General features: G+C 59.3%; 18 protein-coding genes. 6 read left to right on the plus strand and 12 right to left on the minus strand.

All coding sequences use genetic code 11. The features are described from left to right. Positions 1-14: 14 nt before the first annotated feature. The 9 genes from gyrB to mutM form a co-directional block, all read right to left on the minus strand. Positions 15-2,429, minus strand: coding sequence for a DNA topoisomerase (ATP-hydrolyzing) subunit B (gene gyrB / locus Q1A20_RS05110; protein WP_299401353.1), 2,415 nt, complete (start codon positions 2,427-2,429; stop codon positions 15-17). A gap of 78 nt (positions 2,430-2,507) precedes the next feature. Continuing rightward, entirely contained in the window at positions 2,508-3,128 is a 621-nt protein-coding gene (locus tag Q1A20_RS05115; RefSeq protein WP_299401351.1) for a LysE family translocator, read from the minus strand. Next, positions 3,125-4,228, minus strand: coding sequence for a DNA replication/repair protein RecF (gene recF / locus Q1A20_RS05120; protein WP_299401349.1), 1,104 nt, complete (start codon positions 4,226-4,228; stop codon positions 3,125-3,127). The genes Q1A20_RS05115 and recF overlap by 4 nt, the downstream gene beginning before the upstream one ends. 50 nt (positions 4,229-4,278) lie before the next feature. Beyond that, positions 4,279-5,397, minus strand: a complete 1,119-nt coding sequence (gene dnaN / locus Q1A20_RS05125) for a DNA polymerase III subunit beta (protein WP_298968737.1) — start codon at positions 5,395-5,397, stop codon at positions 4,279-4,281. A 144-nt stretch (positions 5,398-5,541) separates the two neighbouring features. Beyond that, entirely contained in the window at positions 5,542-6,912 is a 1,371-nt protein-coding gene (gene dnaA / locus Q1A20_RS05130; RefSeq protein ID WP_299501404.1) for a chromosomal replication initiator protein DnaA, read from the minus strand. A 521-nt stretch (positions 6,913-7,433) separates the two neighbouring features. Then, positions 7,434-7,697: a 30S ribosomal protein S20 gene (rpsT, locus tag Q1A20_RS05135; RefSeq protein WP_298968735.1), complete on the minus strand. Its 264-nt coding sequence runs from the start codon at positions 7,695-7,697 to the stop codon at positions 7,434-7,436. Positions 7,698-7,881: 184 nt separating this feature from the next. Continuing rightward, positions 7,882-8,979, minus strand: coding sequence for a PAS domain-containing sensor histidine kinase (locus Q1A20_RS05140; protein WP_299916213.1), 1,098 nt, complete (start codon positions 8,977-8,979; stop codon positions 7,882-7,884). A gap of 134 nt (positions 8,980-9,113) precedes the next feature. Continuing rightward, positions 9,114-9,890, minus strand: a complete 777-nt coding sequence (locus Q1A20_RS05145; protein ID WP_298968731.1) for an enoyl-CoA hydratase — start codon at positions 9,888-9,890, stop codon at positions 9,114-9,116. A gap of 64 nt (positions 9,891-9,954) precedes the next feature. Next, a complete protein-coding gene (gene mutM / locus Q1A20_RS05150; protein ID WP_299401338.1) occupies positions 9,955-10,806 on the minus strand; it encodes a bifunctional DNA-formamidopyrimidine glycosylase/DNA-(apurinic or apyrimidinic site) lyase in 852 nt (283 codons plus the stop codon). A gap of 87 nt (positions 10,807-10,893) precedes the next feature. Here mutM and ubiE point away from each other — a divergent pair, with 87 nt between their 5' ends. Further along, entirely contained in the window at positions 10,894-11,646 is a 753-nt protein-coding gene (gene ubiE / locus Q1A20_RS05155; RefSeq protein WP_299401335.1) for a bifunctional demethylmenaquinone methyltransferase/2-methoxy-6-polyprenyl-1,4-benzoquinol methylase UbiE, read from the plus strand. Positions 11,647-11,780: 134 nt separating this feature from the next. Then, positions 11,781-13,328 (plus strand): 2-polyprenylphenol 6-hydroxylase, encoded by a 1,548-nt coding sequence (gene ubiB / locus Q1A20_RS05160; protein ID WP_299401333.1) that lies wholly within the window; start codon positions 11,781-11,783, stop codon positions 13,326-13,328. Here ubiB and Q1A20_RS05165 read toward each other — a convergent pair whose 3' ends face one another. Continuing rightward, complete coding sequence (locus tag Q1A20_RS05165; RefSeq protein ID WP_299916215.1) at positions 13,329-14,507, minus strand: acetyl-CoA C-acyltransferase family protein; 1,179 nt, start codon at positions 14,505-14,507, stop codon at positions 13,329-13,331. It lies immediately after the preceding gene. 123 nt (positions 14,508-14,630) lie between these two features. Between Q1A20_RS05165 and Q1A20_RS05170 the strand changes: the two genes are divergently transcribed. The 4 genes from Q1A20_RS05170 to Q1A20_RS05185 all read left to right on the plus strand — a co-directional run bounded on the left by Q1A20_RS05170 (position 14,631) and on the right by Q1A20_RS05185 (position 17,912). Then, complete coding sequence (locus Q1A20_RS05170) at positions 14,631-15,197, plus strand: XRE family transcriptional regulator (protein ID WP_299735866.1); 567 nt, start codon at positions 14,631-14,633, stop codon at positions 15,195-15,197. A gap of 98 nt (positions 15,198-15,295) precedes the next feature. Beyond that, a complete protein-coding gene (locus Q1A20_RS05175; RefSeq protein WP_299401325.1) occupies positions 15,296-16,483 on the plus strand; it encodes a glycine C-acetyltransferase in 1,188 nt (395 codons plus the stop codon). Next, the gene (tdh, locus tag Q1A20_RS05180) at positions 16,480-17,520 is read left to right on the plus strand and encodes an L-threonine 3-dehydrogenase (protein ID WP_299401323.1); all 1,041 of its coding nucleotides are present in this window, start codon (positions 16,480-16,482) and stop codon (positions 17,518-17,520) included. The genes Q1A20_RS05175 and tdh overlap by 4 nt, the downstream gene beginning before the upstream one ends. 131 nt (positions 17,521-17,651) lie before the next feature. Next, complete coding sequence (locus Q1A20_RS05185) at positions 17,652-17,912, plus strand: hypothetical protein (RefSeq protein ID WP_299401320.1); 261 nt, start codon at positions 17,652-17,654, stop codon at positions 17,910-17,912. Here the strand turns inward: Q1A20_RS05185 and Q1A20_RS05190 are convergent. Together Q1A20_RS05190 and serA are read right to left on the minus strand one after the other, a co-directional pair. Next, positions 17,880-18,608 carry a metallophosphoesterase family protein gene (locus Q1A20_RS05190; RefSeq protein ID WP_299401318.1) on the minus strand — a complete coding sequence of 243 codons (729 nt, stop codon included), beginning with the start codon at positions 18,606-18,608 and terminating at the stop codon, positions 17,880-17,882. The two genes, Q1A20_RS05185 and Q1A20_RS05190, sit on opposite strands and share 33 nt — an antisense overlap. Before the next feature lie 65 nt (positions 18,609-18,673). Then, positions 18,674-20,269 carry a phosphoglycerate dehydrogenase gene (gene serA, locus Q1A20_RS05195; protein ID WP_299401315.1) on the minus strand — a complete coding sequence of 532 codons (1,596 nt, stop codon included), beginning with the start codon at positions 20,267-20,269 and terminating at the stop codon, positions 18,674-18,676. Between the last annotated feature and the right edge of the window lie 13 nt (positions 20,270-20,282).

The following is a 20,282-nucleotide window of genomic DNA, read 5'->3' on the forward strand; positions in this document are numbered from 1 at the left end:
CGTCGGCTTGCGGATCAGAAGTCGAGATTTTCCACGCTCAGCGCGTTCTTCTGAATGAACTCGCGCCGCGGCTCCACCACATCGCCCATGAGCTTGGTGAAGAGGTCATCGGCCTCTGCCATATCGTCGACCTTCACCTGCAACAGCGTGCGTGCGTCCGGGTCGAGCGTGGTCTCCCACAGCTGATCGGGGTTCATTTCGCCAAGACCCTTGTAGCGTTGCAGCGACAGACCCTTTTCGCCCTCTTGCAGGATCGCATCCAACAGGTCCATCGGCCCCAGGATCGCCTGCATCCGGTCCTTGCGCACCAGTGTTGCGGGCAGGTCGTAGACCTCCTGCAGGCTTTGCGTAAAACTGCCTGTGCGCTTGGCTTCGCCACCGCGCAGGATACGCCCGTCCAGGGTGCGCACTTCCTCGACACCACGTAGAATACGCGCCAGCCGGATGCCATGATCCTGTGTGATCCGTCCCTGCCAGCCGCGCTCATATTCCGCTGCGATCAGGTTCAGACGTGCGGCCACCTTATCCGCGGTGCCCTGCAAATCCGCGTCCACGACGCCGGGCGCAAAAGCCCCTGCAATGGCGGCCTGTTCCAGAATGTGGCGCGGATAATGGGTGGGGAAAGCCTCCAGCACCCGGCGCATTTGCCGCGCCAGATCGACCACGCGAGAGAGGTCCGCGCCGGTGATTTCCTCACCATTGCCCTGTTTCAGCATCGCACCCTCAATGCCCTGCTGGATCAGGTAGTCTTCCATCGCCGCCTGATCTTTCAGGTAGACCTCTGATTTCCCGCGCGACACTTTGTAGAGCGGCGGTTGCGCGATATAGAGATGCCCGTTCTCGATCAGCTCTGGCATCTGCCGGTAGAAGAACGTCAGCAGCAGCGTCCGGATATGCGCGCCATCCACATCCGCATCCGTCATGATCACGATCTTGTGGTAGCGCAGCTTTTCAATGTTGAACTCATCGCGGCCGATGCCGGTGCCCAAGGCCATGACAAGGTTGCCGATCTCCTGGCTTCCCAGCATGCGGTCAAACCGGGCGCGTTCCACGTTCAGGATTTTACCTTTGAGCGGCAGGATCGCCTGCGTCTGACGGTCACGTCCGGTCTGAGCGGAGCCCCCGGCGCTGTCGCCCTCCACCAGGAAAACTTCCGTCTTGGAGGGGTCTTTTTCGGAACAATCCTTGAGCTTGCCCGCCAGGAAATTCACATCCATCGCCGTCTTGCGCCGGGTCAGGTCCCGCGCCTTGCGCGCGGCCTCGCGGGCATGCGCGGCCTCGATGATCTTGCCGACAACAATCTTGGCCTCATTGGGGTTCTCTTCAAACCATTCCGACAGTTTCTCGTTCACCAACCCCTCAACGGCGGGCCGCACCTCGGAGGACACCAGTTTGTCCTTGGTCTGGGAGGAGAATTTCGGATCCGGCACTTTCACCGACAAAACGCAGGTCAGACCTTCACGCGCGTCATCGCCGGTAAAGCTCACCTTTTCCTTCCGCGCAATGCCGCTGGATTGCGCGTAGTTATTGATCGTGCGGGTCAGCGCGCCGCGAAAGCCCGCCATATGGGTGCCACCATCACGCTGCGGGATGTTGTTGGTAAAGGGCAGCACGCTTTCATGATAGCTGTCATTCCACCACATGGCGATTTCGACGCCGATGTCGTCGCGTTCGCCGGTGATGAAAATCGGCTCCGGCATGACGGAGGCCTTGTGGCGGTCGAGGTATTTGACGAATTCCTTCACGCCGCCTTCGTAGAAAAGCTCTGAACGCAGAGGCTCAGCCGGGCGCGCGTCCACCAGAATGATCCGCACGCCGGAATTCAGGAACGCCAGTTCGCGCAGCCGCTTTTCCAGCGTCTCGAAGGAGTATTCGAGGTTCGAAAACGTCTCGGTCGAGGCCATGAAACGCACTTCGGTCCCGGTCTTTTCTGTCTGGCCGACGACCTCCAGATGATTGGTCGTAAACCCGCCCTCAAACCGCGCGACATGTTCCTTGCCCTCGCGCCAGATGCGCAGTTCCAGCCAGTCGGATAGCGCGTTCACCACGGAGACGCCAACGCCATGCAAACCGCCCGAGACCTTGTAGGAATTGCTGTCGAACTTCCCGCCCGCGTGCAGTTGTGTCATGATCACTTCGGCCGCAGAAACGCCCTCTTCCTCGTGAATGCCCACCGGAATGCCGCGGCCGTTGTCGCTCACCGAAACCGATGAATCCTCGTGGATTGTGACCGTCACCGCGTCCGCATGCCCGGCCAAAGCCTCGTCAATGCCGTTGTCGACAACCTCATACACCATATGGTGCAGACCCGACCCGTCATCCGTGTCACCGATGTACATCCCGGGACGTTTTCTGACAGCCTCTAAGCCTTTGAGAACTTTGATAGAATCGGCGCCATATTCTTCTGGCGTCTGCGTGTTGTCGGACATGCCGCTAAACCTTCGTATTTTTCCTATTTTATACGGTTTTTGGGCAGGGATGTCACGCAATTGGCACAATATTTTGTGTCAGATGAGGGGGATAAGCATACCGACCAGAATGAGCAAAAGGCCCGATGTGATATTGATGCGGGTCAGTGTCTGGGGCGCCGTGACAATCGAGCGGACCTGTCCGACAAAAGCGGCCAGCATCAGGTTGCCAATCATCGGGATTGCGACAGAAACCGCGAGGATGGCCGCGATGTCCCAGACCGAGACGCTGCGCAGATCAAAGAAGCCAGGCAGTACGCCCATGTAGAACAAAACAGCCTTTGGATTGCCCAGAATGGCCACCAGCCCGGCCAGAAATCCGGGCCAGAGGCCGGGGCGCGTCAGCCTGCTGTCGGTGCTAATTTTCTGGCGCGCGTGTTTGATCAACAGCACGCCCATGCCAATGAAAACACCACAGGCCACCCAGCGCAGGACCGCCATGAACACATCGAACATTGACAGGATCCAGGAGATCCCGAGGATCGCCACCAGCGGCCAGACGATATCACCAACTGCGACACCCAGGGCAAGTGGCCAGGCCGCCTGAAACCCACCAGAGAGGGCGCGCGCCATGAGCGCCAGCCACACAGGTCCCGGGGTCAGAAAGAGGATCACCAGCGCGCCGGAGTAGAGCAACAGGTCAGCGAGGCTGATGGTCATTGCTGGGGTTCGATCCGGGAAACGCCATCGCTCTCGGAGACCTCGATGTACTGGGCGCGGGGCCCAAGCGTCTCGAAGAGTTCCGGCCCGGTGCCGGTCATCCAGGCCTGTGCGCCCAACTCCACGATTTCATCATACAGGGCCGCGCGGCGGTCAGCATCCAGATGGGCGGCGACCTCATCCAAAAGCAGCAAAGGCGGCGCGCCGAAATCCCGCGCCAGCGCCCGCGCATTGGCGAGGATCAAAGAGACCAAAAGCGCTTTTTGCTCCCCGGTGGAACAATCCTTGGCCGGTACGTCCTTGGCACGGTAAACGCCATATAAATCAGCGCGATGCGGGCCGATGAGGCTACGCCCTGCGGCCATGTCACGGCTGCGATTGTCGGCGAAGGCTGCCCGCAGATCTTCCTCTGTTTCCGGCAAATACCCCTCGGCATGTGTCAGCGTCAGATCCGCCGCAGGGAAGGCCGTTGCCGCCCCGCGTTGGGCGTCGGCCAATTGAGCCAGGGCTGTGCGGCGATTGGTGTCGATGGCGATCCCCGCCTGCGCCATCTGGCTCTCCAGCGCCCCATACCAGGCGGGATCACGCACCATGTCTTTCAGCAGCCGGTTGCGTTCCCGCATGGCCCGTTCATAGGCAAGTGACGCTTCGGCGTGCAGGGGTTCGAAACTCAGGGTGATCCGATCCAGAAACCGCCGCCGTCCCTCCGCCCCTTCGATCCAAAGCCGGTCCATGGCCGGGATCAGCCACAACACCCGCGCAATACGCCCTAGCGCGGTTTGCGGATTGGCCTTGCTGTCGATTTTGACCTGCCGTGCAGCGCCTTCTTCCGACCAGATCTCAACCTCGTGCATCTGGTGCAGAGATTGCAAAACGCCGGTGATTTTCCAGCCCACGGCCTCCGGCCGACGGGTCATGTCCTCCGCACTGGCGCGGCGCAATCCGCGCCCGGGCGAAAACAGCGATACGGCCTCAAGCACGTTCGTCTTGCCGGCACCATTGGATCCAAAAAGCGCCACAGGCCGCGCATCCAACTTCATCCGGGCGATCTTGTGCGATCTGAAATGAGACAGGGTCAGGTGCGAAAGGAACAGCGCCATCCGTGCTCCTTCTCTTGGCAAAAAATATCCTCGCCGAAGGCCAGAATCCCTTAGACGCGCATCGGCATGACAACGTAGACCGCCGATTGATCATTGCCTTCGCGCATCAGCGTCGGATCGCCGGAAGAATTGAACATGAAGACCGCGTTTTCGCGATCCACCTGACTGGCGATTTCCAGCAAGTATTTGGCGTTAAATCCAATTTCCAGCCGCTCGTCCCCATAGGCAACGGCCAGTTCCTCCTCGGCAGCCCCTGAGTCAGGCGCATTCACCGACAATACAAGCCGGTCCTCGTCGAGTTGCAGTTTCACCGCGCGGGAGCGTTCGGAGCTCACCGTGGCCACCCGGTCCACGGCCTGGGCGAAATCGCTGGCGTCGACCTCCAGCTTGCGTGTGTTGCCCTGCGGGATGACCCGCGTGTAGTCCGGGAAGGTGCCATCAATCACCTTGGACGTCAGCGTGATGTCGGGCGTCGCAAAACGAACCTTTGTTTCGGAAACCGACACCGCGATTTTCATCTCGTCATCGTCCAGCAGCTTGCGCAATTCGCCAACGGTTTTGCGCGGCACGATCACGCCGGGCATATCCGCGGCCCCATCCGGTAGATCGGCGTCAATGCGGGCAAGACGATGACCGTCCGTGGCCACGCAACGCAGCACCTGACCGCCTTCAGCGTCAGAGACATGCATGTAGACGCCGTTCAGATAATAACGGGTCTCCTCGGTGGAGATCGCGAACTTCGACTTGTCGAAGAGCCGCCGCAGCACGGGGGCCGCCGCGGAGAAATTCGACGCATATTCCGACGAGGCCATCACCGGGAAGTCTTCTTTCGGCAAGGTGGCGAGCGAGAAATTCGACCGCCCCGCGTCAACGGTCAATCGGCCCGTCGCGCCATCGGCGGTCAGCGTGACAAGCGCCCCATCGGGCAGCTTGCGGACAATTTCATGCAGGGTGGTGGCAGAGACGGTGGTGGCCCCGGCGCGCTCCACCTGCGCGGGCGCCTTATCCACAACCTCGATGTCGAGGTCGGTCGCGCGGAAGGTCACATCGCTGCCTTCGGCTTCAATCAACACATTGGCGAGAATGGGAATTGTGTTGCGCCGTTCAACAACGGATTGAGCCTGGGACACTGCCTTGAGCAGGGCTGCGCGTTCGATGCTGATCTTCATGATGTTTTTATCCTTCCCACCAGTCGGGAAAGGCAAATTACCCGGTTCCACCGACTTCACAAGACTTTTATTGGTTTGTCTGTTGGAAAGGGCAGGGCGTCAAGACCCGCAGGCACTTTGCAGCGCCGCGGGTCAATCATGTGACTATTCTTCCAGCGCGCGGCGCAGAAGCTCCAGATCCTCGGCGATCTGGCCGTCCTGGGTTTTCAACTCTTCGATGCGTTTGACACCATGCATGACCGTGGTGTGGTCGCGCCCGCCAAAACGCCGTCCAATCTCCGGCAGGGAGCGGCTGGTCATCTTCTTGCAGAGATACATCGCGACCTGCCGGGGCCGCGCGTAGGAGCGCAAACGTTTGGGCCCGATCATGTCGCTGAGACGGATGTTGTAGTGATCCGACACTTTGCGCTGGATTTCCTCGACGGTGATCTTGCGCTCCGAGGCGCGCAGCACATCCGACAGGCAATCCTGGGTCAGTTCCATGTTGATCTCACGCCCGACCAGCGAGGCAAAGGCAAAAAGCCGCGTCAGCGCGCCTTCGAGCACGCGCACATTGGTCGAAATCCGGTGCGCCAGGAATTCCAGCACACCCGCCTCAACCTCCAGACCGGGATAGTTGCTGCGCTGCTGTTCCACCTTGCTTTGCAGGATGCCAAGGCGCAATTCATAGTCCGTCGGGTGCAGGTCGACGACCAGACCACATTGCAGGCGCGATTTCACACGGTCTTCAAGGTCCTTGATCTCGCCCGGTGCACGGTCTGCGGAAATGATGATCTGCTTGTTCTGATCGACCAGCGCGTTGAAGGTGTGAAAGAACTCCTCCTGGGTGCTGTCCTTGCCAGCGATGAATTGCACGTCATCCACCATAAGAACGTCCACCGACCGAAAGATTTCCTTGAAGTCCATCATCTTACGGTCGCGCAGGGCCTGCACAAATCGATACATGAACTGTTCCGCCGACAGGTAGAGCACGTTCATTTCCGGACGCCGCACACGCAGCTCATGTGCAATGGCATGCATCAGGTGTGTCTTACCAAGGCCAACGCCGCCGTAGAGAAAGAGCGGGTTGAAGGTCACCGGGCCACCTTCGGCAACACGGCGCGCGGCGGCATGGGCGAGCTCGTTCGGCTTCCCGACCACAAAGGTGTCGAAGGTGAAACGCTTGTCGAGCGGGGCTGTGACCATGGCACCGCCGGATTTTGGCGCCACGGATTTTACGACTTTCGGCGCCTCAGCACCGGCGCCGGGCACTGCGGCACAATCTGCCTCCGCTGCAACGGGGACCGCAAACCGCAGACGGCACACACTGGGATCCTCGGATTTCAATTCATGCAGGATCAGATCCGAAAAGTTCTGGTTCACATAGTTCCCCAAAAAATTCGTCGGCACATCCAAGGTCGCAATCCCGTCATTGCTGGCCCGGAATTCGATCGGTTCGATCCAATTGGTGTAATTATTTTGCCCTACAGTCTTGAGCAGCCGCTGCCTCAACTGCCCCCATTTTTCTTTAGTCATGTTTGACCTGTTTTCCCTTTAGCGTTTCCCAATGAACGCGGTCTCCATTTTTGGAGTCCCACGCCTGCTTCTCCGTTTGCAGATGCCTCGCATTACCGCTCCCACCCAGGATCGGAATGCCACACACCGGCATGTACAGATTTGGCAAAGCCCGACCGATGAGGCCCCACGCAAATGAAGCCAAGTATCAAATCAGACGACACCGTCCGTAGTCTTTTTTGACAGGGCGAAACGCTGTTTTGGCAACGTTTGCAGACTGAATGTGCTACAGGTTATGCAGCACCCAGTTTCCGACGTCAGTATTTTCGCTGCAGTGCGAAATGAACGTTCAGAACCTGTCCCCCCATGGCGAAATGAATCGCACTACACTGGTAGCAAGTTCGTGAGTGGCACGGCAACTGAACTTCATTCTTGACTCTGAATTTTCAAAAAAAGAATCTCTGGCAGGGCGGAAAGAGTCTCAAAAAACGCAAAAAGCGCGCCGGTTGGCGCGCTTTTGTTAACCAATTTAGCTGGTTTTGTTAACCTATTGCTTTGACCCGGGCAGACAGGCGCGAGACTTTCCGCGCTGCAGTATTCTTGTGGAATACGCCTTTTGTCACACCGCGCATCAATTCAGGTTGCGCTTCTTTCAGAGCTGCCGCAGCGGCATCCTTGTCACCGGAGGCAATCGCCTCTTCGACTTTGCGCAGATAGGTACGGATGCGCGAACGGCGCGCTTTGTTGATCTGGAAACGGGCTTCGTTCTGGCGGGCGCGTTTCTTGGACTGTGGCGAATTGGCCATGTGTGCGTCACCTTTTCTAAGGGTTCAATGTGTTTCGATCGCACGATGCCCCCCGTTCTGGTTGAGGCTCAACCAAAGGTGATTCTAGCCAAAGCGGGCTGCACGCGCATGTCTCCGCGGGTCTATAAACAAGCTGCAGGTATTTGCAAACCGCAAAATTCGTCCATAAGCGCCGGGCCCGGTTTCATCTGGCGTAGGACGGTTCCTCCTGATCCTCGGAAGACGGCTCGCTTTCGTCCATCCGGGGCAGCGTCAGGCGAAATTCCGTTTCGGTCTCATCCGAGCGCACGGTCAGCGTGCCGCCATGGCCCAGGGCGATTTGTTGTGCGATGAAAAGCCCCAGCCCCAATCCGTTTTGCGATTTCATGACCTCCGCGCGGGTGAAGGGTTCAAACAGTTTGGCCTGGGCGGCGGGCGGTATCGGTTTTCCGAAATTCGTGACCGTCAGGACTAAATCAATGCCATCATCGAAGGCCCGGACGCGAATGGGCTGATATTGATCGCCGTGAAAGACCGCGTTTGACACCAGATTGGACAACAGTTGACCAATCCGAGCCGCGTCACACTGAATCTGATCGTGAAAGAAAAGGTCTTCGACGATGACCACGCCCGAATTGGCAAGGCGTATTTCTTGAACCACCTGTTCCAGCACCGGCTTCAATGCGACGGGTTCGGCGGCGTCGATGCCAATGTCGCCGCCCAGTCGGGCGCGGGCAAAATCCATGACGTCCGAGATCAGCCCGGTCATACGCACCAGCGAAACCTCTGCCGTCAGCAAAAGCCTGCGGGATTTTTCCGTTTGCTCTTGTCGCAGCGCCGTCCAGATCGCGGAGCTGACAGCGGCAACAGGAGACCGCAGGTCATGGCTCAGCACTGCGATGAACTGTTCACGCAAGCGGGCTTCGTCCTCCCGGGTCTTGAGCATTGCCTCGTTGTTTTTGGCGGCGGTAATGTCCCGGGCGCTGCAAAAGAACAGACCCTCTTCGGGCACCGCGTTCCAGGAAAGCCACCGATAGCTGCCGTCTTTATGTCGGTACCTGTTTTCGAATTGCAGGATCGCCTTGCCTTTTTGGATGTCGGCAAAGGCCTGTTCGGCATCTGCCATGTCATCCGGGTGGAGGAAGTCGAAAAACTGCCGGCTTTCGATGTCTTCAGGCAGGCGGCCCAATGTCTTGAACCAGGCGGGGTTGGTGTCCGTGAACACACCCGTTTCGTCCAGAATACCAAGCAGATCCGGGGTCAGCCGCCATGTCAGACTATCCTTGTCAATCTGTCCAACCATCGGCTTCTCTCGCAACCGCAACTTAGGGTAGAGTACTTATACCTGAAGCTGAAAATAAGCAACGCAAATGTCGCGAAATCCGTGCCATCAGCGCGCAGATCCGCCAACCGATTGGTCAGTATTAGGGCAGTTGATTACCTGTCGCGGAACTGTGCCTCGCGTTTTTCCAAAAAGGCGGACATGCCTTCGGACTGGTCTTCGGTGGCAAAAAGCGAGTGGAACATGCGCCGTTCAAACAGCAGCCCTTCCCGCAGCGGCACCTCGTAGGCGCGGTTCACCGCCTCCTTGACCACCATCACTGATATCATGGACTTTTCGGCGATCTTCTGAGCGGCACCCTGCGCCTCGTCCAGCAGCTTTTTGCACGGCACAACTCTGGACGCCAAACCGGAGCGCTCCGCTTCTTCGGCATCCATGAAACGACCCGTCAGGTTCATATCCATGGCCTTGGATTTGCCGACGATCCTGGTCAGGCGCTGCGTGCCGCCGATGCCCGCAACCACACCCAGATTGATTTCCGGCTGGCCGAATTTCGCGGTGTCAGAGCAGATGATGAAATCGCACATCATGGCCAATTCGCAACCGCCCCCCAGCGCATAGCCAGAAACCGCGGCGATGATCGGCTTGCGCACGCGCATGATCTGATCTGTTTCCGGCGTGAAGAGATCGCCGGAGAATGCTTCGACAAATGTCTTGTCCTTCATCATCGCGATGTCCGCACCGGCGGCAAAGGCCTTCTCCGATCCGGTGATGATGATGCAGCGCACCTTGTCGTTCGCTTGCGCGCTGCCGAGTGCATCCGCAAGCTCGCTCATCAGCTGGTCATTCAGGGCGTTCAGGGCGTCGGGCCGGTTCAGCGTGATCTGCGCCACATGGTTCTCTACATCAACGATGATCGTTTCATAGGCCATTAAAGAAGCTCTCGGTTGTTGTCTGGAACTCCGAGTCTGTAACACGCAGTTTGCGGGGTTCAAGCTATCTTTGGCATTGCGCGCAGTAGAAGGATGAGCGTCCGGATTGAACGATTCGCCTGATGACGCCGGGGCAATCGGGGGTCCGGCAGGGGGCGCCCTCCCGCCCGTAGACGTGAAAGGTATGCTGGAAATATCCAAGCTCTCCATCGGCTTGTCGGAAATCCCGTAGCGATGAACCGCCTGCCTCAATCGCCTCCGACAGCACGTCGCGGATGATGGGAACAAGGCGTTCAACCTTGGGTTTGGAAAGTTTGCCAGCTTTTTGCGTTGGTCTGATTTTTGCGCGAAATAACGTTTCGCAGACGTAGATATTACCCAAACCCGCAACAATGCGCTGGTCAAGCAGGGCCGATTTGACCGGTGTCATCTTGCCTTTGAACGCCGAAACAAGATGTGCGGCGTGAAAATCATTGCCCAGGGGTTCCGGGCCAAGAACGCTCAGCAGCTTGTGGGCGTGGGCGGTTGCTGTTTCCATCATATCCATCGCGCCAAAACGCCGCGGATCGTTGAAGGTGATCCGCGCACCGTTCGCCATATGCAGCACCACGTGGTCATGTTTTTCGGGCGCGGGGTGGTCATGCACGAATGTTCCAAGCGGATCGCCAGAGACTAGCATCCGCCCTGACATCCCCAGATGGATCAGCAGCGTTTCCCCCGAACTCAGATCGGCAAGGATGTACTTGGAACGTCGTCTGAGCCGTTCCACCCGTTGCCCGGTCAGCCGCGTGGCCATACGCGGCGGAAACGGCCAGCGCAGATCGGGGCGGTTGACGTCGGCCTGCGCAATCACGACACCTTCCATCGCGGGCGCCAACCCGCGCCTGACCGTCTCAACTTCTGGCAGTTCCGGCATATGCGCCCCCTGTGACCAAAGGGCCGCATTGTGCATGGGGCCCAGAGCCCTATAACAAAGTCCGAACTGCAAGGACCACAAGTGCCGATGACCGATCACAGCGACAAAACCACCCACTTCGGGTTTGAAACCGTGCCGGAAGGCGAAAAGGCTGGGCGTGTGCAAGGGGTTTTCAGCTCCGTGGCCAGCAAATACGACATCATGAATGATGTGATGTCGGGCGGCATTCACCGCTTGTGGAAAGATGCGATGATGGATTGGCTGGCGCCGCGTCCAGGGCAGAAGCTGCTCGATGTGGCGGGGGGCACGGGCGACATTTCGTTCCGTTTTCTCAAACGCGCAGGCGTGGGTCACGCAACCGTGCTGGACCTGACCGAACCGATGCTGATCGAAGGCCGCAAGCGCGCGGAAGCCGAACAGATGGATGACAGCCTTGATTGGGTGGTGGGCGACGCCATGGCGTTGCCCTTCGACGACAATACCTTTGATGTCTACACCATCAGCTTCGGCATTCGGAACGTGACCCGCCCGCAGGAGGCCCTGAACGAAGCCTACCGTGTGCTGCGTCCCGGTGGGCGGTTGATGGTGCTGGAATTCAGCCAACTGCCGAACCCGATGATGCAGAAAGCCTATGATCTCTACAGCTTCAATGTCATCCCGCGCATGGGTCAGATGATCGCCGGGGATCGTGACAGCTATCAGTATCTCGTGGAATCGATCCGCAACTTCCCGGACCAGGAGACATTTCTGCAGATGGTGCGGGACGCCGGATTTGAGAACGCAAAATACCGCAACCTGACGATGGGTGTCGCGGCGCTGCATTCCGGATGGAAACTATGATCGCACAAAACCGCAGGTCGTCCGACCTTCTTCTGGCCCAAAATATCCCGGGGGACGCGGGCCAGCGGCCCAGCGGGGGGCAGTGCCCCCATCCGGTCGGATTGCGTCAGCAATTCGAAGCGAAGGAATAATCCATGCGCGGACCCCACAATATCTGGCGGTTGATCAGAACCGGCGCCACGCTGGAGCGTACCGGCGCGATGCAGGTTGTCCTCGATGCCTTCGAAGCCCCCCCCGCCTTGCGGTTTGTGGCCCGCGCGCTGGGTCTGCCTTTCAAATGGCTGGGCTACTCGGGGGATCCGAACATGCCCCCCGCCACCCGCGCGCTGACCGCTCTGGGCCCCGCCTATATCAAGTTTGGCCAGATCCTTTCCACGCGTCCCGACGTGGTGGGCGATGAACTGGCAATCCAGCTCCGGGTGCTGCAGGACAAACTGCCGCCCTTCTCCGTGGAAGAGGCCAAAGCCGAAGTGCAGCGTGAACTTGGCCAACCGGTTGATCAGATATTTTCTGATTTCAGCGAACCCGTCGCCGCCGCGTCGATTGCTCAGGTGCACAAGGCCACACTCGCGTCCAACAACGAAGCCGTTGCGGTCAAAGTCCTGCGCCCGAAGATTGAAAAGGCCTTCCGCAAGGACATCGACGCCTTCTATCTTGCCGCCCGCATGGTGGAAATCTTTTCGCCCGGCTCCCGCCGACTGCGCCCGATGGAGGTGATCGAACATTTCGACGGGGTGGTGCGCGGTGAATTGGACCTGCGGCTGGAATCCTCCGCAGCGTCGGAATTCGCGGCCAACACCAAGAACGATGATGGCTTTGATCTGCCGCTGATCAAATGGGAATATTCCGCCCGCCGGGTGATGACGCTGGAATGGGCCGATGGCGCGCCGATGGGCGACAACGCCGCACTGGATGCCGCGGGTCACAACCGCGTGGCGCTCAGCGAGCGGGTCTTGCAGCTGTTCCTCAGCCATGCCCTGCGCGACGGGTATTTTCACGCGGACATGCATCAGGGCAATCTCAAGGTCGCGCCCAACGGCGACATCATCGCCTATGACTTCGGGATCATGGGGCATATCGACGAATACACCCGAAGGGTCTACGCGGAGATCCTCTTTGGCTTCATCCGCAAGGATTACAAACGCGTGGCCGAGGTGCATTTCGAGGCCGGTTACGTGCCTGCGGACAAGGATGTGGATGAATTCGCGCGGGCCCTGCGCGCCGTGGGGGAGCCGATTTTCGGCATGGATGCCAATCACATCTCGATGGGGCGTCTGCTGAACTATCTTTTTGAAGTCACAGAACGTTTTGGCATGGAGACCCGCACCGAGCTGATCCTGCTGCAACGTACCATGGTGGTCGTGGAAGGGGTTGCGCGGTCACTGAACCCGCAGATCAACATCTGGCAGGTGGCCAGCCCGATTGTCACCGACTACATCTCCAAATCCATCGGGCCCAAGGCTGTTTTGACCGACCTCGCCAAAACCGCTCAGGTCTTTGCCCGCTTTGGCCCGCGTCTGCCGGACATGGTCGAAGCGGCCCTGGTCAAGCAGAGCGCCGAAGCGGCAACACCCGCCCCGCGTGGATTGCTGGAACGGGTGTTTCTTGCCGTGATCCTCGGCATCTCCATCGGGGTAGGTGGCGGCGCCTTTCTGCTGTTGGTCACTTTGATGTTTGACTGATCACAGCCGCTCGATGGCCAGCGCGATGCCCTGCCCGCCACCGATGCACATGGTGATCAGCGCTTTGGATCCCCGGATCCGTTCAAGCTCATAGAGAGCCTTGACCGTGATGATCGCCCCGGTCGCGCCCACCGGGTGTCCCAGGGCAATCGCGCCACCGTTCGGGTTGACTTTGGCCTCATCAAAACCCAGCGATTTGCTGACGGCCAGCGCCTGCGCGGCAAAGGCCTCATTGCTCTCGATCACGTCAAAATCACCGGCGCTGAGCCCCGTGCGCGCCAAGAGGTTTTCGACCGCGGGCACCGGCCCGATGCCCATGACCTCCGGCCGCACGCCCGCATGGGCATATCCCAGAATGCGCGCCTTCGGTTTCAGCCCCGCCCTTTCCGCGGCTTCCGCCGTTGCCAGCACGACCGCGCCCGCACCATCGTTGATGCCGCTGGCGTTGCCCGCCGTGACGCTGCCATCTTTCTGGAAAACGGGCCGCAATCCCGACAGCGCTTCCTGCGTCGTGGCTTTGGGGTGTTCATCGGTGGCGAAGGCGACCATATCGCGCTTCACGCGTACGTCGACGGGCACGATCTGGCTGGCAAAACGGCCCGCCTCAATTGCTGCGGCGGCGCGTTGCTGGCTTTGCAGGGCAAAGGCATCCTGATCGGCGCGGGAAATGTCGTGCTCACTGGCCACATTCTCTGCCGTCACCCCCATGTGTCCGGTGCCGAAGGGGCAGTTCAACGCGCCCAGCATCATGTCCAACGTGTGGATATCGCCCATCTTCGCACCCCAGCGTTGATCCGGCACGATGAACGGCGAGCGCGACATGTTTTCAGCACCCCCCGCCAGACCAAACTCGGCGTCACCCAGCATCAACGATTGCACCACCGATACAATCGCCTGTACGCCGGATCCGCACAGGCGGTTTACGTTCATCGCTGGCACGCTGTCGGGCACGCCAGCCTGCATCGCGGCGACGCGACTGAGGTACATGTCACGCGGCTCGGTGTTGATAACATGCCCGAACGCCACATGCCCGATCTGGCTGCCTTCAACGCCCGACCGTTCCAACGCGGCCTTGGCGGCACTGGTCCCCAACTCAATCGGCGGCGTCGCGGCGAGGGATCCGCCAAAGGTTCCAATTGCGGTGCGCGCACCGTCCAGAATGACGATCTCTTGTGTCATGGCGATCTCCCTTGATGTGTTTCAGTGGGACTATGTTGACCCAATGTGGGATTGTCAGCAACGACGTCCCGTCGGCGTTTGTGCGCCGTTGACAGAATCCTGCATATCGGCGAAACCTCCGACATGACGGATAGAGATAACGCCATTCTGACCCAGCTGCCCGCCCGCCTGAAAGAGGCGCGCCGCACGCAAGGCCTGTCGCTCGATGCCGTGGCCAAACTGTCCGGCGTTTCCCGTTCCATGGTCAGCCAGATCGAACGCGGTGAAAGCAGCCCGACAATTGCGACGCTGTGGAATCTGACCCGCGCTTTGCAGGTCGATTTCGCGGGTTTGCTGGACAGCGCGCCTGCCGCACCGCAGATCGAAACCCTGCGCGCGGCACAGGTGCCGACCATCGACAATCTGGGCTCTGGATGCCGTATCCGTATCCTTTCACCGCCTGAAGACGCCGGAAAACATGAAGTCTACGAACTGACGATCGCGCCGGGTGGCGTACTGGACAGTCAGCCGCACACCCGGGGCGCACGCGAGCATCTCACGGTCATTTCCGGCAGCCTAACGGTGACGAGCGGCGAGGTGTCGAGCAGCCTGAACGCGGGCGACACCGCGCGATACGCAGCGGATGTTCCGCACCGGATCACCGCCGCCGGTGGGGAAACACGTGCCTTTCTGGTCGTACAGGATGCCTGATTTCCACGATATCGGACAATTTCCGCTATTGTGATAAATCCCCTATTTCGGATTTCCGTCCGTCATGTTAGATACGGACTGCAAAAGGGAGTCGTATCATGACGCAGGCCTATCTCGATCACATCACCGAAACCCTCGCCCAGATCGCGGCGGATGGGATGATGAAGCGCGAGCGTATGATCACCTCACCCCAGGGTGGTCAGATCTCGGTGGGTAAGCGGGAGGTGATCAACCTCTGCGCCAATAACTACCTCAGCCTGGCGGATCATCCTGACCTGATTGAGGCGGCAAAAGCTGCCATGGATCCGCGCGGGTTCGGCATGGCCTCTGTCCGGTTCATCTGCGGCACGCAGGACATTCACCGGGAATTGGAGCAAAAGCTGGCGGTATTTCTGGGCAAAGACGACTCGATCCTCTTTGCCGCTTGCTTTGATGCCAATGGCGGGTTGTTTGAACCCCTGCTGGGGCCGGAAGACGCGGTTGTCTCCGACGCCTTGAACCACGCGTCGATCATTGATGGTATCAGGCTCTGTAAGGCCAAAAGATACCGTTACGCCAATTCCGACATGGTGGATCTGGAAGGGCAGCTGAAGCTGGCGCGCGAGGAAGGTGCGCGGTTTATCCTGATCGCGACAGATGGTGTGTTCAGCATGGACGGCTATCTGGCGAAACTGCCGGAGATCAAAGCGCTTGCTGAAAAATATGACGCGATGGTCATGGTCGATGACTGCCACGCCACCGGGTTCATGGGCCCGAAGGGCGCTGGCACCCCCGCACATGCCGGTGTGGATGTGGATATCCTGACCGGGACGTTAGGCAAAGCCTTAGGCGGTGCCATAGGTGGCTATATCGCCGGGCCGCAGCCGATCATCGACCTCTTGCGCCAGCGCGCGCGGCCTTACCTCTTTTCCAACTCGCTGCCGCCTTCGATTGTCGCTGCCGGGATCAAGGCGCTGGACCTGGTGGAACAGGGGGATACGCTCCGGGATCGCTTATTCGAAAATGCGAAATACTGGCGCGCGGGCTTGGAGAAGCTGGGGTTCGCGCTTTTGCCCGGCGAGCATCCGATCATTCCGGTCATGCTGGGCGAGGCGCAATTGGCGCAGGATATGGCCGCAAAGCTATTTGAAGAGGGTGTGTTTGTATCGGGGTTCTTCTTCCCCGTGGTGCCGCGCGGACAGGCCCGCATCCGCACACAGATGAACGCGGCCCTCACCCGCGAGGATCTGGATCGTGCCCTGCGCGCCTTTGAGGTGGCGGGCCGCGCCTGCGGGGTACTCACATGACCAACGAGATGAAAGCCCTGTCGAAGCTGCACGCCCGCGAAGGGCTGTGGATGATCCACGCGCCGGTGCCGGAGATTGGCCCGGATGACGTGCTGATCCGGATCAACAAGACCGGCATCTGTGGCACCGACATTCATATCTGGAACTGGGACGACTGGGCCTCGCAAACCGTGCCGGTGCCGATGATCACAGGCCATGAATTTGCTGGTGAGATCGTGGAAATCGGCTCTAATGTTGAGGATTTGACAATTGGTCAGCGCTGCTCCGGCGAGGGTCATCTGATCGGTAAAACCTCGCGTCAGAGCCGCGCGGGCAAATTCCACCTTGATCCCGCCACGCGGGGCATTGGGGTGAACGAGCAGGGGGCATTTGCGCAATACCTCAAGCTGCCGGCCTTCAATGTGGTGCCCCTGCCAGATGAGATATCGGATGACATCGGCGCGATCCTCGATCCGCTCGGCAATGCGGTGCACACCGCGCTCAGCTTTGATCTGGTAGGCGAGGATGTGTTGATCACCGGGGCCGGGCCCATTGGCATCATGGCCGCCGCCGTTGCGCGCCACGTGGGGGCACGGCATGTAGTGATCACCGATATCAATCCCGCGCGTCTGGACTTGGCCGCGCGCGTGACAGATGTGGTACCGGTCAATGTGGCAGAGGGGGAATTGGCCGAAACAATCGCTGATCTGAAGATGAAACAGGGGTTCGATGTCGGTCTGGAAATGTCCGGAAATCAGCGCGCGCTGGATCAGATGGTCGAGGCCATGACCATGGGCGGCCGCATCGCCATGCTGGGCATTCCGCCCGGCAAAAGCCCGGTCGATTGGAGCCGCATCGTCTTCAAGGCGATCACCATCAAAGGGGTCTACGGGCGCGAAATCTTCGAGACCTGGTACAAGATGATCGCGATGTTGCAAAACGGGCTGGACGTGAGCCGGGTCATCACCCACCGCTTTGCGGTCGATGACTTTGAGGCCGGGTTTGCCGCGATGAAATCCGGCGGATCGGGCAAGGTCGTACTGGACTGGACAGGATAACGGACATCTACGCGCAAGACAGTTTCTTCACCCTGACACTGGCCGGGCAGGTCGGGCTCGGCGTTTTGTCGGCGCTGCTCGCCACCGGCTTGATGGTGCTGAATTGGAGGGTCTCCCGGAGCCGCGGTCTGATGGTGCGGTGTCTTTTGGCTCTGGTTCTATTCTGGCTTTTTGTCTGGCTCTCGCCACAGATCTACTACTGGTATTATCTGCTGATTTTCGATGGCCTGCCGGTGCAATCGGTGATTGGCACACCTCCAACGCCCTTCGATCTGATCCGGCTGCTTGGATTTTCCGACCGTCATGACCTGAGCCACCACGGTCAGGGTGTATTGGGATGGGCCCTGGTCCTGACGGCGTTATGGCCGCAACGGCACCCGACCGGCATCTGAAAGCAACCAGCAGTCGCGCCCTTCAAAAACAGCCGCGTGAAGCGGGCGGAAATATCCCGCCCCGCCATCAAGGTTCACGCGATTGCCTGCATGTTCGGGATGCTCCAGCGCCGTGTGCCCGTGCACGACCAGTGGGCCGTGCGATTTGCGGTACTCCAGAAAGGTTTGACGGATCCAGACAAGGTCATCTTCGATCTGCTTGTCCAATGGCACCTTGGGTCGGATGCCCGCATGCACGAACAAAAGCTCCCCCACCTGATGCATCAGTGGCAGGTTTTGCAGAAAATCACGGTGTACTTGCGGCACAGCTTCGACAGCCGCCGCCTGGATCACATCCACCGGTGCCCCATCTTCGGCGGCAACCCCGTAAGAAGCCATCGTTTTGTCCCCGCCCAGACGGGGATTGAACCACAAAAGATCCGGGCGCGTTGCGGGGTCGTGCACGATCATATAGTCCAGAAAACGGCTCAGATACCGATCATGATTGCCCTTGATCATCGTCCAGTCGCGACCCGCGGTCTGTGCATCGATCAGGAACTGCAGGACGCCTTTGCTGTCCGGCCCACGGTCGACGTAATCGCCGACAAACACCACTTGGGCATCCGGGCCGCCGTCCGCTTCAATGAGGTTTAGAACCCGGTGCAACTCTTCCAACTGACCGTGGATGTCGCCGATGGCATAGATCGGATGGGTCATAGCGAACCTCTGAGATATCTGCGCCGATTACGAGAAGGCGGCGCAGATAAGGAAGTAACAGACCGTCAGGCCACGTCAAATTGCAGCGGTTTGATCTGGGTGAACATACCGGTCTCGGCCAGCTTGGCACGTGCCTCGGCAGGTACCGGTTCGTCGACGTAAAGCAGCGCAATCGCCTCGCCGCCTGCTTCGGCACGACCAAGGGTAAAGTTGGCGATGTTGACGCCGTTATCGCCCATGGTCTGGCCCAATGTCCCGATGATGCCCGGCACGTCCTCATTGGTGGTATAGAGCATATGGCTGCCGATCTCCGCGTCGATATTGATGCCCTTGATCTGGATAAACCGCGGCTTGCCATCGGAAAAGACCGTACCGGCGACGGAACGTTCGCGCTTGGCTGTCACCACCGTGACCTTGATATAGCCATCAAAAGCACCGGACTTGTCCTGATTGGTGGTGGAAATCTGGATGCCGCGTTCCTTCGCGATGAAGGGGGCGGAGACCATGTTCACATCCGGATTCACTTTTTTCATGATGCCGGCAATGACGCTGCAATTGAGCGCTTCAAGGTTCATTTCCGCGACCGCACCGTCGTAAAGGATGTTGATGGCGCGGATGGGTTCATCCGTCATCTGCCCGATGAAGCTGCCCAGGTGCGCGGAGAGTTTGACCCAAGGGCCCATGACCTTGGCTTCTTCCGCCGTGACCGATGGCATGTTCAGCGCATTGGTCACCGCTCCGGTCAGCAGATAGTCGGACATCTGATCCGCCACCTGCAGGGCCACGTTCTCTTGTGCCTCGGTCGTCGCCGCGCCCAAGTGCGGCGTGCAGACAACATTTGGCAGATGAAAGAGCGGGTTTTCATTGGCCGGTTCCTTGGCGAAAACGTCAAAGGCGGCGCCGGCAACATGGCCGGATTTCAGCGCATCGGCCAGGGCTGCCTCATCCACCAGACCACCGCGGGCACAGTTGATGATGCGCACCCCCGGCTTGGTTTTCGCGATGTTTTCCCGCGACAGGATGTTCGCGGTCTGATCGGTGAACGGCACGTGCAGGGTGATGAAATCCGCCCGTCCCAACAGATCTTCCAGCTCAACCTTTTCAACACCCATTTTCTTGGCCTTTTCCTCACCCAGGAAAGGGTCATAGGCCAGCACCTTCATTTTCAACGCCCGGGCGCGGTCACAGACGATACCACCGATGTTGCCAGCACCGATCACACCGAGCGTCTTGCCTGTCAGCTCAACGCCCATGAATTTGGACTTCTCCCACTTGCCGTCATGCGTCGAGGCGGAGGCCTCGGGGATCTGCCGCGCCACCGCAAACATCATCGCGATGGCATGTTCCGCCGTCGTGATCATGTTGCCGAAGGGCGTGTTCATCACGATAATCCCCTTTTTAGAGGCTGAATCCTTGTCGATATTGTCGGTGCCGATCCCAGCGCGCCCGATAACTTTGAGGTTGGTCGCAGCCTCGATGATCTTCTCCGTCACCTTGGTGGCGGAGCGGATCGCGAGACCGTCATAGTCACCAATGATGGCTGCGAGTTTTTCTTTATCCTTGCCCACATCGGGCTGAAAATCCACGTCGATGCCGCGGTCGCGGAAAATCTGAACGGCGGCTTCCGAGAGTTTGTCGGAGATGAGTACTTTGGGGGCCATTTGGCGCTCCATT

The organism is uncultured Roseobacter sp., assembly GCF_947501835.1.
Lineage (GTDB): Bacteria > Pseudomonadota > Alphaproteobacteria > Rhodobacterales > Rhodobacteraceae > Roseobacter.

Bases quoted from the DNA above. Each gene is read 5' to 3' on its own strand.
- gyrB (WP_299401353.1), bottom strand. From the start codon at position 2,429: ATGTCCGACAACACGCAGACGCCAGAAGAATATGGCGCCGATTCTATC.
- Q1A20_RS05115 (WP_299401351.1), bottom strand. From the start codon at position 3,128: ATGACCATCAGCCTCGCTGACCTGTTGCTCTACTCCGGCGCGCTGGTG.
- recF (WP_299401349.1), bottom strand. From the start codon at position 4,228: ATGGCGCTGTTCCTTTCGCACCTGACCCTGTCTCATTTCAGATCGCAC.
- dnaN (WP_298968737.1), bottom strand. From the start codon at position 5,397: ATGAAGATCAGCATCGAACGCGCAGCCCTGCTCAAGGCAGTGTCCCAG.
- dnaA (WP_299501404.1), bottom strand. From the start codon at position 6,912: ATGACTAAAGAAAAATGGGGGCAGTTGAGGCAGCGGCTGCTCAAGACT.
- rpsT (WP_298968735.1), bottom strand. From the start codon at position 7,697: ATGGCCAATTCGCCACAGTCCAAGAAACGCGCCCGCCAGAACGAAGCC.
- Q1A20_RS05140 (WP_299916213.1), bottom strand. From the start codon at position 8,979: ATGGTTGGACAGATTGACAAGGATAGTCTGACATGGCGGCTGACCCCG.
- Q1A20_RS05145 (WP_298968731.1), bottom strand. From the start codon at position 9,890: ATGGCCTATGAAACGATCATCGTTGATGTAGAGAACCATGTGGCGCAG.
- mutM (WP_299401338.1), bottom strand. From the start codon at position 10,806: ATGCCGGAACTGCCAGAAGTTGAGACGGTCAGGCGCGGGTTGGCGCCC.
- ubiE (WP_299401335.1), top strand. From the start codon at position 10,894: ATGACCGATCACAGCGACAAAACCACCCACTTCGGGTTTGAAACCGTG.
- ubiB (WP_299401333.1), top strand. From the start codon at position 11,781: ATGCGCGGACCCCACAATATCTGGCGGTTGATCAGAACCGGCGCCACG.
- Q1A20_RS05165 (WP_299916215.1), bottom strand. From the start codon at position 14,507: ATGACACAAGAGATCGTCATTCTGGACGGTGCGCGCACCGCAATTGGA.
- Q1A20_RS05170 (WP_299735866.1), top strand. From the start codon at position 14,631: ATGACGGATAGAGATAACGCCATTCTGACCCAGCTGCCCGCCCGCCTG.
- Q1A20_RS05175 (WP_299401325.1), top strand. From the start codon at position 15,296: ATGACGCAGGCCTATCTCGATCACATCACCGAAACCCTCGCCCAGATC.
- tdh (WP_299401323.1), top strand. From the start codon at position 16,480: ATGACCAACGAGATGAAAGCCCTGTCGAAGCTGCACGCCCGCGAAGGG.
- Q1A20_RS05185 (WP_299401320.1), top strand. From the start codon at position 17,652: ATGGTGCGGTGTCTTTTGGCTCTGGTTCTATTCTGGCTTTTTGTCTGG.
- Q1A20_RS05190 (WP_299401318.1), bottom strand. From the start codon at position 18,608: ATGACCCATCCGATCTATGCCATCGGCGACATCCACGGTCAGTTGGAA.
- serA (WP_299401315.1), bottom strand. From the start codon at position 20,269: ATGGCCCCCAAAGTACTCATCTCCGACAAACTCTCGGAAGCCGCCGTT.